The organism is Pannonibacter sp. SL95 (assembly GCF_026672425.1).
GTDB lineage: Bacteria > Pseudomonadota > Alphaproteobacteria > Rhizobiales > Stappiaceae > Pannonibacter.
Map to the genome: position 1 here is coordinate 1182197 of NZ_JAPPRC010000006.1, position 14456 is coordinate 1196652.

The window sequence follows — 14456 nt, forward strand, 5'->3', positions numbered from 1 at the left end:
CGCAAAGGGACCAGACGGAGAGGGTCACGTGTGACGTCCGGCGGGGGCGGCCGTTACGCGCGCCTTCAGACGTTGCTGTCCGGGAACGAGGCCTTGCGCTGCGCCATGAACGCAATCAGCGCCTCGTCGATGGCCGGGTCGAGGGCCGGGGCCTCGTAATCGGCCAGCATCTTTTTCCAGATCGCATTGGCGCGCCGGGCCGCATCCAGTTCGCCATCGGCAAGCCACTGCTCATAGGAATTGTTGTCAGCCACCTGCGAGCGGTAGAACGCGCTCTCGAAGTTGCGCTGGGTGTGGTTCGCGCCGAGGAAGTGGCCGCCGGGACCGACTTCGCGCAGGGCGTCCATCGCCATGCCTTCTTCCGAGAGATCAATGCCCTTGGCCAGCACATGCATCATGCCGAGCTGGTCGGCGTCCATGACGAATTTCTCATAGGACGAGCACAGCCCGCCTTCCAGCCAGCCGGCGGCGTGGAGGCAGAAGTTGACGCCCGACACCACGGTCGCGGCGATCGTCTGGGCCGATTCCTGCGCCGATTGCGCATCCGGCACCTTCGACGAGGTGAAGGACCCGCCAGAGCGGAAGGGCAGGTTCAGCCGCCGCGCCAGCTTTGAGGCGCCGTTGAGCAGCAGCGTGCCTTCCGGGCTGCCGAAGGTGGGGGCGCCGGACTGCATCGAGATCGATGACACGAAGGCGCCGAACACAACCGGCGCGCCCGGGCGAATGAGCTGCGTCAGCGCGCAACCGGCCAGCGCTTCGGCCAGCACCTGCGCCAGCGTACCGGCAACCGTCACCGGGCTCATGGCGCCGGCGAGAATGAAGGGCGAGACGATGCAGGCCTGGTTCGCCTTTGCATAGACCTTCAGCGCGCCGAGCATGGTGGCATCGAAGACCAGCGGCGAATTGGCGTTGATCAGCTGGATCATGACGCAGTTCTGGTCGACGAACTCCTCGCCGAACAGGATCTGCGCCATCTTCACCGAATCTTCCGCCCGTTCCGGATGGGTGACCGAGCCCATGAACGGCTTGTCCGACCATTTCATGTGCGAATAGACCATGTCGAAATGGCGCTTGTTCACCGGCAGGTCGACCGGTTCGCACACCGTGCCGCCCGAATGGTGCATGTAGGGCGACAGGTAGGACAGCTTCACGAAGTTGCGGAAGTCCTCGATGGTGCCATAACGGCGGCCCTTGTCGAGGTCGGTGACGAACGGGGGGCCATAGACCGGGGCAAAGACCAGGTTGTTGCCGCCGATGACCACGTTGCGGGCCGGGTTGCGCGCATGCTGGACGAACTCAGACGGTGCCGTCTTGACGATCTGCTGCAGCATTCCCTTCGGAAAGCGCACCCGCTCGCCCTGGATATCGGCCCCGGCTTCTTTCCAGATCGCGATCGTTTCCGGATCGTCGCGGAACTCGATGCCGATCTCCTGCAGGATCACATCGGCCTGCGCCTCGATCTGCGCCGCGCCTTCATCCGACAGCACGTCGAAGATCGGAATGCCGCGGGTGATATAGGGCAGGCCAAGCCCGCCCGCACCGCTTGCACGGGCTTCACGGCGCGCGCTGCGCCCCCGGCGGCCGGCAGAAACTGCGACATCAGACATGGGGTAGCTCCCGGAAAAGATCCTGCGTTGCTTTCAACGTCGCTTCCACTGTCGGCCAGGCGGCAGCAAAAGCCCGTCAAGGAACCGTCTCAGGCTACTCTATTTGCGGCATCCCCCCAGCAGGATCAGGTGCCGCAGCCATTGCTGGAAAACGACATGGCGTGTCGCCGGCGTGATGCTGCCATGACGCAATTAGGCCAATTGCCCGCCGGGCCGCACCCGATACTGCCGCTCATGGATTTGACACCCGCGCCGCTCCTCCTGCCGGACGCGGGCTTTCGCTGCCGGACACTGCACCGGCGCGTGGTCGTGAGTGAAAAGGGATACGAAATGTCTGCATTTCCCGAGAAGGCAAAGATCGTCATCATCGGCCTCGGCGGCATCGTCGGCGCCTCGGTGGCCCATCACCTGATCGAGCGCGGCTGGGACGACATCGTCGGCATCGACAAGTCCGGCATCCCCACCGACATCGGCTCCACCGCCCACGCCTCCGACTTCTGCTACACCACAAGCCACGACTACCTGTCGGTCTGGACGACGCAATACTCCATCGATTTCTTCGAGAAGATGGGCCACTACGCCCGCATTGGCGGTCTGGAGGTCGTGCGCAAGGGCCATGACAGCTGGATGGAAGAGGTCAAGCGCAAGCTCTCCTCCGCCCGCGCCTTCGGCACGAGAGCCCATTACGTCTCCCCGTCCGAGATCAAGACGCTGTTCCCCCTCATCGAGGAGGGTGAGGTGATGGGCGGCCTGTTCGATCCCGACGCCGGCCTCGTCGTGCCGCGCTCGCAGACCGTCGCCGGCAAGCTGGTCGACCAGGGCGAGGCGAGCGGCAAGCTCAAGGTCTTCGCCAACACGCCGGCCCAGTCGCTGATCGTCGAGGGTGGCCGCATCAAGGGCGTCGTCACCCACCGCGGGACGATCATGGCTGACCATGTCATCGTCTGCGCCGGGCTCTGGGGCCGGCTGATTGCCGAGATGGTGGGCGAGGACCTGCCGGTCATGCCGGTCGACCATCCCCTGACCTTCTTCGGCCCGTTCAACGAGTTTGAGGGCACGGGCAAGGAAATCGGCTACCCGCTGCTGCGCGACCAGGGCAACTCCGCCTATATGCGCGACACCGGCGACCCGAAGACCACCGAGGGCGGCCAGATCGAGTGGGGCTATTACGAGACCGACAATCCGCGCATGTGCCACCCGCGCGACCTTCTGGAAAAGCACCAGGCCCGCCTGTCGCCGTCGCAGCGCGACCTTGAACTGGAGCAGGTCATGGCGCCGCTGGAGCGCGCCATGGAGCTGACGCCGGTTCTGGCCGAGCTTGGCTACAACGAGAGCCATTCCTTCAACGGCCTGCTGCAGGTCTCCGCCGCCGGCGGCCCGTCCTGCGGCGAGAGCCAGAAGGTGAGGGGGCTGTGGTACTGCGTCGCCATCTGGGTCAAGGACGGCCCGGGCTATGGCAAGCTGATCGCGGACTGGATCACCGACGGCCGCACCGCCATCGACCACAATTCCATCGACTATTCGCGCTTCTACAAGCATCAGCTCACGGAAAAGTTCATCGAGGGCCGCTGCTATGAAGCCGCCCAGAAGATCTACTATCCCGCCGTCCACACCCGCGAGCCCTATGCCTCGGGCCGTGGTGCCAAGCGCTCGCCCTTCTACGAGCGCGAAGTGGCGCTGGGCGGCTATTTCATGGAGCTGGGCGGCTGGGAACGCGCGCATGGCTACAAGGCCAACGAGCATCTTCTGGAGAAATATGGCGCCCGGGTGCCGGTGCGCGCCAACGAATGGGACAACCGCCACTTCTGGCGCGTCTCCAATGCCGAGCATCTCGCCATGAGCGAGGATTGCGGCATGGTCAATCTCAGCCACTTCTACATCTTCGACGTGGAGGGGCCGGACCACGTGGAGCTGATGGAATGGCTTTGCGCGGCCAAGATCGGTGGCGATGCCAACATCGGCAAGGGCATCTACACCCATTTCCTCGATGACGAGGGCATGGTTCGCGCCGACCTCACCGTGATCCGCATGGCCGACCGCTGCCGCATCATCGACGGCGCCGACGCCGGTCCGCGCGATTTCCACTACGTGAAGCGCACCGCCGAGGACAAGGGCTTCAACGTCACCGTCACGGATGTCTCGGAAGCCTATGTCACCATCGGCGTCTGGGGCCCCAACGCCCGTGCGAAGCTGAAGCAGGTGGTGGCCGACCCGGCCGGGCTCGACCCGGAAAACTTCGCCTTCGCCGCCATCAAGCCGATCGAGATCGCCGGCAAGACCGTCTCCGCCTTCCGCATTTCCTATGTCGGCGAGCAGGGCTGGGAACTGCACATGAAATACGAGGACGGCCTGGCCGTCTGGGACGCGCTGCAGGCCGCCGGCATCATGGCCTTCGGCGTCGAGACCTACGCCAACTCCCGCCGCATGGAAAAGAGCCTGCGGCTGCAGAACGCCGATCTCCTCACCCAGTACAACCTGATCGAAGCCGATCTCGCCCGCCCGAAGGTCAAGGAGGCCGACTTCCGCGGCAAGGCCAAGCACCTGGAGTACAAGGCGCGCGACAGGCAGCCGGCCATGCTCTGCACGCTGGTGATGACCGACAATGTCGATGCCGCAGGCGTCGCCCGCTATCCCGTCGGCTCCATGCCGGTGGTGGACCCGTTGACCGGCGCGGTCCTCGTCGACAGCCTCGGCCGCCGCTCCTACACCACCTCCGTCGCCTATGGCCCGACCATCGGCAAGAACATCGCGCTCGCCTATCTGCCCGCAGACTATTGCGAGGTAGGCCGCAAGCTGACCGTTGAATATTTCAACGAAAGCTACCCCGTCGAGGTCGCCGCCGTCGGCTACAAGCCGCTGTATGATCCGGAAAACCAGAAGCCGCGGAGTTGATCGCTCGTCGGCGGCTCACGGCCTCTGCCCTTTGTGGCTGGGGCCGGTCGCCTTCCCATGGCCCCCCGGGCGCCCTCTCCCCCCTTGAGGTGGAGAGGGCATGAGGTGGGAAGGCGGTGCCAAATTCTCGGCTGTCATCCCGGTTTGCCGCGTAGCGGCAAGACCGGGATCCAGTAACCCCGGTGAGGGGGAAGACAGTAGGTACTGGATCCCCGCCTTCGCGGGGATGACAGGAGTGGACGATGGTATGGAGACACACCCGACTCCGCGCCTGCCGGACCGGCCATTGTCTCTCCCCCTTTGCCTGGGAGATGTCTGCGCCAGCAGACAGAGGGGGTATCAGCGCTACGGCAGACCCGGCGCCGAAGATCATCGCACCGCTGCTCCCCCCCCCCCCCCCCCCCCCCCTCTGCCCCCTAGGGGGGGGGAGGAGTAGTGGGGCGTTGCCTTTATTTCAGCTGCCGCTAGGTCACGCGGACGAGGCAAAAGTCTGATTTGGACCTTTCAATTCTGTTGAACTTACATCAATCTACGTGTCTGGGTTGTTTCTTGGAGCGTTGGTGATGTTGCGACATTTGCTCTTTGTATCTATTTTTTACATGAATTTTTTTAGTGTTGGCTATCTGTCTGCTGCTGATACAGAGATTTTTATTTGTAAAACTGAGAAGGCTACGGGATTTAAAGTGGGCGAAGATGGTCGAACTTGGAAAAGCGTAGATTTTTCTACCGAAACGACTTATTTGATCAGGCCAGCCAAAGACGGCGAGACAAGTAATGACGTATGGCAGGGCAAAACGCCTTATGTTGTCGTGCCGATGGGCGGGAGCTTTCCCGAATATGTGTGCCCAAAAGGGTTTGGTGGTTATTTTATAGGTGAAACATTTGTGTTGAGTGAACTTCGGTGTGACGGTATTGGCGAGTTTGTGTTTAATAAGGAAAATAGCAGATTTATCTCCTCATACATGGCTGGTTTTATTAATTCAAGGTCAGGAGAAATTCAGAATAAAGGTGATACACCTGCGGTTTTTCTTGGTTCCTGTGCGAGAATTTAGTGTTTATTAAGAATATATTCGACATTTTGCATTAAAAATTGTCAGAATTCAAATCGTTGGTGCGCTTTGATTGAGTTACTTGTTGAGTTAAGGTGATTTGTTGTGCGGATCATATAAATATACTTTGGATCGTGCAAATATCTTTACCGGTTGGGGGCTTAAAGTGAAGGTAGCTCCCATTTGGCTGGCCGTCTCGATTCTGATTGCAAAATTGTATCTTGTAGGATACATAAATGGATGTTCGCCGACACCCGGTGTTTGATCGCTGGCTCCGTGGACTGAGGGACCAGCGTGCCCTGGCGCGTATCCTTCTGCGGATCGAGCGCTGTGCTGAGGGCAATTTCGGGGACCACAAGTCGGTCGGGCAGGGTGTCCATGAACTGCGCATCGATTACGGTCCGGGTTATCGCGTGTATTTCGTCCAGCGCGGCGCACTCGTCGTGATCTTGCTCTGTGGCGGTGACAAATCGTCCCAGCAGCGCGACATCGATCTGGCTCACCAGCTGGCTCGAGATCTGAAGGAGTGGCCAAATGACCGCAGTCTCTGATCTGCCCCGCTTTGACGCGGCCGAGTATCTTGAGGATCCGGAGGCCCGGGCGGCCTATCTCGCGGCCGCGCTGGAGGAGGGCGATCCGGCCGAAATCCGCCGCGCGCTGAGTACGGTTGCCCGCGCCATCGGCATGACCACCCTTGCCGATAAGGCCGGGCTTGGCCGCGAGAGCCTGTACAAGGCACTCGGCGACACCGGCAATCCGGAATTCGCCACCGTCCTGAAACTGCTCCACGCCATGGGCCTGCGTCTCTCGGTGGTGGCGGCAACGGAGGAGTGAGGCGCGCGCAGAACACGACCCCGACCGGCGCGCCCACAAAACCCCTCGTCGCTCCTGCGCAGGCAGGAGCCCAGTAACCGAGGCGGCGGATTGTCTGGCGAGGGTCAGAGACACCCGATCATCCTCGGCACAAGGCCGATGATTTCAATGCAGAGGTTGCAACCCTGCCAGCCGTCTGAGCCCGGTGGTTACTGGGCTCCTGCCTGCGCAGGAGCGACGAGGGGAGAGCCGCTGCGACAAGGTCAGCCAGCCTCCGCACAGCGCCAGCTCCTTGCCAACTAGACATGCCCCACGCGCCCCTCTCCCCCCTTGAGGGGGAGATGTCTGCACCAGCAGACAGAGGGGGGTATCGACGTTGCGGCAGACCGGGCGCCGGAGATCATCGCACCGCCTCTCACCCCCCTCTGCCCCCTGCCGGGGGCACTCTCCCTCAAGGGGGGAGAGGAAGAGCGCCTGACCTCTGGGGCCAGCCGTTCCATTGGTTGACAGCCTGTCCGACCTGAACCGAGTTCGCCCACCCCAAAAGCCGTTTTCCCGACACTTGCCGGTGCAAACGGGCTTGAGGGGCGGGTGGGGGTGGGGGATGCTGGGGCAAAGTGCCCGTGATGGGCCGGCCGGCTGGGCAAGCGGCGGCCGGTCGAGAGCGCGCCGAAACACCAAGACAGCCCCGGAAAGACGATCATGAGCAAGCTTGAAACCCTCCTCGCCGAAAAGGGCGTGCTGCTGGCCGATGGCGCGACGGGGACCAACCTGTTCCAGATGGGCCTGACCTCCGGCGATGCGCCGGAGCTGTGGAACGTCGACGAGCCGGAGAAGATCAAGGCGCTGCACCGGGCCTTTGTCGAGGCGGGCGCGGATATCCTGCTCACCAACACCTTCGGCGCCAACCGCCACCGCATGAAGCTGCACAAGGCCGAAGACCGGGTGGTGGAGCTGAACGCCGCGGCCGCGCGCCTGGCCCGGGCGGTGGCCGACGAGGTGGAGCGCGAGGTGCTGATTGCTGGCTCCATCGGCCCCACGGGCGAACTTCTGGTGCCGCTCGGCGCGCTCACCTATGAAGGCGCGGTTGCGGCCTTTGCCGAGCAGATCGAGGGGCTGAAGGCGGGCGGCGTCGACATTCTCTGGGCCGAGACCATGTCCGCGCCGGAGGAAATGCAGGCAGCCGCGGAGGCGGCCAAGGGCTCCGGCCTGCCGCTGGTGATCTCGGCAAGCTTTGATACCGCTGGCCGCACAATGATGGGCCTGACCCCGAAGGCGCTGACCGAGGTGACCTCGACCTTCGCCTGCACGCCGACGGTGGTGGGCGCCAATTGCGGCGTCGGCGCATCGGATCTGCTTGCCACCATCCTGCAGCTGTCGGAAGCAAATCCGGAGGCGATCATCCTCGCCAAGGGCAATTGCGGCATTCCGGTCATCCAGGGCGACAAGGTGGTCTATTCCGGCACGCCGGAGCTGATGGAAACCTATGCCCACATGGCGCTGAATGCCGGCGCGCGCATCGTCGGCGGCTGCTGCGGCACCTCGCCGCTTCATCTTGCCGCCATGCGCAAGGCGCTCGACAGCCACACCCCCGGCCCGCGCCCGACGCTGGACGACATCATCCGCGACATCGGCCCGCTCGTCTCCCCGCCGAACGAAAACGCAGGCGAGGGACGGAGCGGCGAGGGCCGCAGAGGCCGTCGCAAGGGGTAACAGGCAAAGCTCTACTGGATCCGGGTCTATGCCGCTGCCGGCTGCCTGTGTTGCCCGGATCCGGCCTTGACGCCTCTTGTGAGGGAAGTGCAGGCTCGGGCTTCCTCCCGGAGTGAGTGATGTCCTTCCTCTCCTTTTTGGGCCGCAATGCCCGCTGGCTCGGTGCGGCCTTTGTGCTCACTGCCTTTTCGGGCTTCGGCCAGACCTTTTTCATCTCCCTGTCCGCCGGTGACCTGCGGCAGACCTTCGGGCTGAGCCATGGCGAGCTCGGCTCGCTCTACATGCTCGCCACTCTCGGATCGGCCCTCACCCTGCCCACCCTTGGCCGGACGCTGGACCGTTTTACCGTGCCCCAGGTGGCGGCCGGTGTGATGCTGGCCCTCGGCGGCTTCTGTCTTCTCATGGCGCTGACGCCGCATGTGGCCGTGCTGGCTGTCGCGCTCTATGGCCTGCGCCTGTTCGGGCAGGGCATGATGTCGAACACGGCCATGACGGCGACAGGGCGCTGGTTCGACGCGCAGCGGGGCAGGGCGGTGGCCGTGGTCGGGCTCGGCTATCCCGTCTCGGAGGCGCTGCTGCCGATCACATTCGTCACGCTTTCGGCGCTGATCGGCTGGCGCCAGACCTGGGGGCTCGCCGCTGCGGTGATGGTGCTTGCCGTGCTGCCATTGGTGCTGCTGCTCCTGAGGAAGGAGCGCGTGCCACAGGCGCAGGATCTGGCGCGCACGGGAACCGCTCCGCGCAACTGGAGCCGGGCGGACGTGCTGCGCGACCCGCTGTTCTACGTGGTCAGCGCCGGTGTCCTTGCCCCGCCGTTTATCGCCACGGCCATCCTGTTCCACCAGGTCTATCTCACCGAGCTGCGCGGCTGGCCGAAGGAGCTATTCGCGCTGGCCTTCATGGTCATGTCCGCCACCGCCGTGCTGTCCTCGCTGGTGCTCGGCGGCCTGATCGACCGGTTTTCCGCCCGCGCCCTGATGCCCTTCATGCTGGTGCCGCTCACCGCCGGATGTCTCGTGCTGGCGCTGGTGCATCAGCCTGCCGGCGTTTTCGCCTTCATGGCGCTGCTCGGCCTGTCCAATGGCTTCGTCGCCACCTTCACCGGCGCGCTTTGGCCGGAGCTGTACGGGACAGCACATCTGGGCGCGATCCGCTCGGTGGTCTTTGCCGTGATGGTCTTTGCCTCCGCCCTTGGCCCCGGCCTCACCGGCTGGCTCATTGACCTCAACGTCCCCTTCGACCTGCAGATCCTCGGCATGGGCTTCTATTGCCTTGCCATGATCGGAGCGCTGACCGCCGCATCGCGGATCTTGAAGCGGCGCTGAGGCCCATCTTATCCCTTGTCCCGATCCCGCAGCCGGGATACCTCATGGCCATGACCGTCACAGTCCGCTTTGCGCCCTCGCCGACGGGCCTCATTCACATCGGCAACACCCGCACCGCTCTTCTCAACTGGCTCTTCGCGCGCCGGAACGGGGGGCGGTTCATCCTGCGTTTCGACGACACGGATCTGGAGCGCTCGCGCGAGGAATATGCGCAGGCGATCGCCGCCGATCTCGCCTGGCTTGGCCTCAGGCCGGATGCTGTCTACCGCCAGTCGGATCGCGGCGCGCTTTATGCGGCTGCGGCAGAGACATTGAAGGCGGCAGGCGTGCTTTATCCCTGCTACGAGACCGCCGACGAACTGGAGCGCCGCCGCACCCGCGCCCGTGCGCTCGGCCGCCCGCCGGTCTATGACCGCGCGGCGCTGAAGCTCACCCCGGAGGACCGCGCCCGGCTGGAAGCGGAAGGCCGCAAGCCGCACTGGCGGTTCCTCCTGCCCAACCATGACGGCGATCCGCTGGCACCCCGGCGCACTGACGTCACCTGGGATGACCTCTGCCGGGGGCCGCAGGCCATCGACCTCGCCTCCCTGTCCGATCCGGTGCTGGTGCGTGAGGATGGCACCTGCCTTTACACCTTCACCTCCGTGGTCGACGATGCGGATCTGGCCATCACCCATGTCATCCGCGGCGAGGACCATGTCGCCAACTCCGCCGTGCAGATCGCCCTGTTCCGGGCGCTGGGCGCCGAGCCGCCGGTGCTGGCCCACCACAATCTCCTGACCACCGCCGATGGCGAAGGCCTGTCGAAGCGGAAGGGGGCCTTGTCGGTGTCCTCCCTGCGCGAGGCCGGGCTCGAGCCCATGGCGCTGGCGTCGCTCGCCGTCCTCACCGGCACCTCACAGGCCGTCGAGGCGGTTGCCTCCCTTGATGCGCTGGCGGACAAGCTGGATCTTGCCGGCATTTCCAAATCCTCGGCCAAGTTTGATCCGGCCGAACTCGAAACGCTCAACGCCCATCTCGTCCATGCCCTGGCCTTCGTGGATGTGGCCGACCGGCTGGCAGCCCTTGGCATCGGCGGCGGCGAGGCCTTCTGGCTCGCCGTGCGCGACAACTGCGTCAAGGTCGCCGATGCCGCGCTCTGGTGGCCCGTTGCGGCCGGTGAAATCACGCCGGTGATCGCCGGGGAAGACCGGGATTACATCGCCAGCGCCCGTGCACTGCTGCCGGACGGCGAGGTGACGTCGATGACCTGGAAGGCCTGGACCGAGGCGCTGAAAGGGGCGACGGGCCGCAAGGGCAAGGGCCTGTTCATGCCGCTGCGCCAGGCGCTGACCGGCCATGACCATGGCCCGGACATGAACGCGCTGCTGCCGCTTATCGGTCGGGATAGAATTTTGGCCCGACTTGCCTGACAGGACCGCGCGGGGCTGCCGGTTCTGCGGCAGCCTCCGTGCCATCTGCTGACGGCGTGGCACTGGCGGCCTCGGGCGTTTGTGATGCCGCAGGGTCTGAGGGCGCTGCCCCGCGCACATCCAGCCCGGCCGCCGGTGTTGCCACTGTGGAGGCAACGGTGCTCGCGTCGATGCGAATGGTCGGGTCAAAGCCCTGACCCAGATTCAGCCGCGTGTCGGGATCCACGTCTTCAGCAATGGCGTCGGCCGGCAACGGGCTGACGGACGCGCGCAGGCTGCCGGTCTGCGGATTGTCGTCAAGTCCGAGGGGCAGATTGCCGGCTGGCGGCAACGGCGTTCCGGCAACGGGCCGCATCGACATGTTGGCCGGGCCAGGAACACGCAGCCCGGCGGTGCCGGTGGCCTTTGCCTGACAGCTGCAGCCTTCGACATATTCCTTGCGGTGGCGAAAAGCGTTGGGCAGGTCCTTGTAGGCAATGCCGGCCAGCGAGATCATTTCCTCCGGTTCGCCGCCCGGGTTGCGGTAGATGAACAGCTCCGTCTGCGCTGCCGGACACATCGACGAGCAGACCTGCGCATCCTGCGCAAACTTGTCAGAACTGGTCGAGAAGCTGATCGGGAAGAAGTAGCCGTCACAGGTGCGCACACACAGGGTGCGGAACGTGCCATTGGCCGGCACCCTGACGCGGGAAACATTGCCCGCTTCCTCAAGGTCAGTCACCCGAGCCCGTGAGCGGCGCTCACCGATGATTTCACTTGGAGCGGAAGTTGCAGCCAGTTGCTGCGCCGGCTGGGGCGGGGCAACAATCACCGGACGATCATCGGCTTCCGCGCCGCCAAGCAGCCGGTTCAGCAAGCCACTCGGCTTCTGGGTTTCCAGCGCATCGCTGCCACGGGTCTTTTCCACCCGCGCCGGGCTTTCGCTGCAGCGATTGCGCAGCAACGCCGCCTGCAGGCGCGTCACGTCGCGGGCACTGCGCGCAGCCGCGGGATTGCCCTTCGCGCGCTGCCGCTCGATCTTGGCAAGGTTGCCCTTCATCCGGCTGATCTTGTCGAGGAGGCCGGCACATTTCGGCGTACCGGGCTGGGCAGAACAGCGGAAGTAGGACGCATCCCGTTCGGCCGCGCTGATGGCTGCTGCCTGTTGCCGGGCCGCCTCGTCCCACTTGGATCCGCCGGAGGCTTGAGATCCGCCCTGCGCCTTGGCGAGCTGACGTTCCAGCCCGTCGCAGGCAGCCTTGCGCGCCTCGGCCGCGCCGGCTGCCAGGCAGACGGCGATGCCAAGCACGAGCGCCCGCAGCCCCCTCCGGGCTGAACGTGTCACCGCCTTCATGGCTTGATCCCTTGTCCGCACGGACGCCGGTTGTCCCGGTCCGCGCCATCCCGGGCTCACTATTCAGTGCCAGGTCCGTTTTTGCAATCGCAGTCCGGGAACGCGGTTAACCGGGGCGAAATCACGCCTCGCCGCTGCCTCCCAGCTGACTGGCCGCATCCTGCAGCCGGGTCAGAAGGTCCTCCAGTTCGGCCCGGGAATCGCCGGGGAGAGTGGCAAGCAGTGCGTCGGAGAAGGCGCGGGCCTGTGGCACCAGTTCGCGGTACATCGCCGCTCCCTTTGGCGTCAGCTCCAGGAAGCTCTCGCGCATGTCCACCGGGTTGGGCGTGCGGGCGACATAGCCAAGCCCCTCCAGCACCGCGACGGCCCGGCTCACCTTGGTCTTGTGCATGTGGCTGTGCGCGCCCACGTCGCGCGCCGTCACCTTGCCGAACTGTCCGATGGTCGCCACCACCCGCCATTCCGGAATGGCGATGCCGAAGCGGTCGGCATAGATGCGCGACAGGGCCCGGCTGACCACTTCCGCCAGAATGCTGAGGCGGTAGGGCAGGAACGTCTCAAGCCGCAGCGGATCTGCCTCGGCTGGCCGGGCAGCGTCGCTGGAGGGCGCGGATGGCTGCTTGGACGATGACATTCCAACTCCGTTTCGTCAGGGCTGCGCCGGGACAGTATTGAACGTCTTCGCGCGTGCAGCAATTGGGCTTGTCACAGCTTGATCGTCCAATTTGAAGCATGCACCAGGGCAGGGCAAAGCCGGTTAACTCAGCAACTTGTTGATAAAACTCCGCCTGCGCCATGATTTTTCTGCATTTGTTTGCGAATCGGGGGGATCCGCATGGATCGTGTGGAAGTGAGGAGAGGATTCGCCTGCGTGCGCGGGCAGGGGCCGTGCCAGACGGTGCCGCAGGCAATGGATCCGCCGTGCAGAAGGTGAATACCCATGAGCAAGACCAGCAGCGGCACCGAGGCCGACACCGTCTCCATCGCTGAGGTGGGTCGGGGCTGTTTCGCCCTGGTTCGGCCCGGCCGGCCGACCCTTGGCGTCATCCGGACCGACGACTGCCTAGTCCTGGTGGATGCGCCCGCCAACAAGGAAGACGCCGCTCCTGTGCTGGAGGCGCTGGACAAGCTCTCCGACAAGCCGGTGAAGCACGTCATCCTGAGCCACTATCATGCCCGCCGCCGTCTGGGCGCCAGCGCCTTCGTGCCCGGTGATATCATTTCGTCCGACCTGACCCGCCGCATGATTGAGGAGCGGGGCCGTCAGGATCTGGAATGCGAACAGGCGGCCCGCCTGCGAGCGCCGCAAGGCCCGCTTCGCGCCTCCTTTGCCTCCGGTCTGCCTGTCGAGCCCACGCTGACCTTTGCCTCGTCCCTGTCGCTGCGCCTGTCCGGCCGCGAGATCCGGGTGATGCACCTGGGTCGTGGTCACACCATGGGCGACGTGGTCGTCTATGTTCCCGACAGCGGCGTCATGTTCGCCGGCGATCTTCTGGAGCCCGGCGGCTGCCCGGACGCCCGCGACGGCCATCTGGCCGACTGGCTGCGGACACTTGAACGCATGCGCGCCTTCCGCGCCAATGCGCTCATCGCCGGCGGCGCGCCGGCCGTCGCCGGACCGACGCAGGTCGGCGAAGCACTCAATCGCACACGTGACTATCTCGATACCTTGCTCGGCACCGCCAAGGCCTGCTCCGGCGAGCGTTTGCCGCTGCGCGAAGCCTATGCTGCGATCCGCGACGCAATGGATCCGCGCTTTGCCAAGCTCGCCCACTATGGCGCGCGCATGCCGTTCAACGTGGTCCGGGCGCTGGAGGAAACCGGCGGGCAGGATCTGCCGCAGGTCTGGACCGCCGAACACGATCGCCAGATCCTCGGCATGCTCGGCGGCCAGGACCGCGCCGAGGACCAGAGCGCGGCCAGCAACGCTGCCTGATCTCCTGCTCGGTGGACACATGTGACAAGGGGCCGGAACTTTCCGGCCCCCAATAGCTGACACCAGCTCCATCGGCGTCACCTCGGCCGAGCAACGCGAGAGCCGGGGCCTACTCGCTTGCAGAGCCTATGTAACCGGCGATGCACCGGAAAGCGGAAACGATCTCACCGGGACTTTCGTGCCGCAAAATGGCCGCTCTGCGAACGAGTAGGCCCCGGGTCTCCGCTGTGCTCTCGCCCGGGGTTGTTTGTTGTCCGAGGTGCTAGGGTAAAGGGGAAGCTGCGACCCTTAACCCGCAGCTTCAGCGTCAGGCGACCGTCCCGGGGTCGGGTTTTCACCCGCTGTCATCATGGCTCCCTGACGCTTCCCTTTTCCC

The 14456-nt window shown here is 64.8% G+C and carries 11 protein-coding genes; 8 read left to right on the forward strand and 3 right to left on the reverse strand.

From position 1 onward, the window contains the following. Positions 1–65: 65 nt before the first annotated feature. Positions 66–1607: a trimethylamine methyltransferase family protein gene (locus OVA12_RS22330; RefSeq protein ID WP_268140903.1), complete on the reverse strand. Its 1542-nt coding sequence runs from the start codon at positions 1605–1607 to the stop codon at positions 66–68. Between the two features lie 330 nt (positions 1608–1937). Between OVA12_RS22330 and OVA12_RS22335 the strand changes: the two genes are divergently transcribed. The 7 genes from OVA12_RS22335 to gltX all read left to right on the forward strand — a co-directional run bounded on the left by OVA12_RS22335 (position 1938) and on the right by gltX (position 10811). After that, on the forward strand, positions 1938–4499 hold the full coding sequence (locus OVA12_RS22335; RefSeq protein WP_268140904.1) for a GcvT family protein: 2562 nt from the start codon (positions 1938–1940) through the stop codon (positions 4497–4499). Between the two features lie 563 nt (positions 4500–5062). Continuing rightward, positions 5063–5551 carry a hypothetical protein gene (locus OVA12_RS22340; protein WP_268140906.1) on the forward strand — a complete coding sequence of 163 codons (489 nt, stop codon included), beginning with the start codon at positions 5063–5065 and terminating at the stop codon, positions 5549–5551. A 233-nt stretch (positions 5552–5784) separates the two neighbouring features. Then, the gene (locus tag OVA12_RS22345) at positions 5785–6099 is read left to right on the forward strand and encodes a type II toxin-antitoxin system RelE/ParE family toxin (protein ID WP_268140908.1); all 315 of its coding nucleotides are present in this window, start codon (positions 5785–5787) and stop codon (positions 6097–6099) included. Then, positions 6083–6382, forward strand: coding sequence for an addiction module antidote protein (locus OVA12_RS22350; protein ID WP_268140910.1), 300 nt, complete (start codon positions 6083–6085; stop codon positions 6380–6382). The genes OVA12_RS22345 and OVA12_RS22350 overlap by 17 nt, the downstream gene beginning before the upstream one ends. Positions 6383–7063: 681 nt before the next feature. Continuing rightward, the gene (gene bmt, locus OVA12_RS22355) at positions 7064–8074 is read left to right on the forward strand and encodes a betaine--homocysteine S-methyltransferase (RefSeq protein ID WP_268140912.1); all 1011 of its coding nucleotides are present in this window, start codon (positions 7064–7066) and stop codon (positions 8072–8074) included. Positions 8075–8193: 119 nt separating this feature from the next. Next, positions 8194–9399, forward strand: coding sequence for an MFS transporter (locus OVA12_RS22360; protein WP_268140915.1), 1206 nt, complete (start codon positions 8194–8196; stop codon positions 9397–9399). Between the two features lie 50 nt (positions 9400–9449). Further along, positions 9450–10811, forward strand: a complete 1362-nt coding sequence (gene gltX / locus OVA12_RS22365; RefSeq protein WP_268140917.1) for a glutamate--tRNA ligase — start codon at positions 9450–9452, stop codon at positions 10809–10811. On the opposite strand, the gene OVA12_RS22370 is transcribed toward gltX, so the two are convergent. Then, the gene (locus tag OVA12_RS22370; protein WP_268140919.1) at positions 10774–12144 is read right to left on the reverse strand and encodes a DUF2865 domain-containing protein; all 1371 of its coding nucleotides are present in this window, start codon (positions 12142–12144) and stop codon (positions 10774–10776) included. The genes gltX and OVA12_RS22370 overlap by 38 nt on opposite strands. Before the next feature lie 121 nt (positions 12145–12265). After that, the gene (locus tag OVA12_RS22375; RefSeq protein ID WP_268140921.1) at positions 12266–12778 is read right to left on the reverse strand and encodes a MarR family winged helix-turn-helix transcriptional regulator; all 513 of its coding nucleotides are present in this window, start codon (positions 12776–12778) and stop codon (positions 12266–12268) included. A gap of 306 nt (positions 12779–13084) precedes the next feature. Here OVA12_RS22375 and OVA12_RS22380 point away from each other — a divergent pair, with 306 nt between their 5' ends. Further along, positions 13085–14080, forward strand: a complete 996-nt coding sequence (locus OVA12_RS22380) for an MBL fold metallo-hydrolase (protein ID WP_268140924.1) — start codon at positions 13085–13087, stop codon at positions 14078–14080. The last annotated feature ends 376 nt before the right edge of the window (positions 14081–14456 follow it).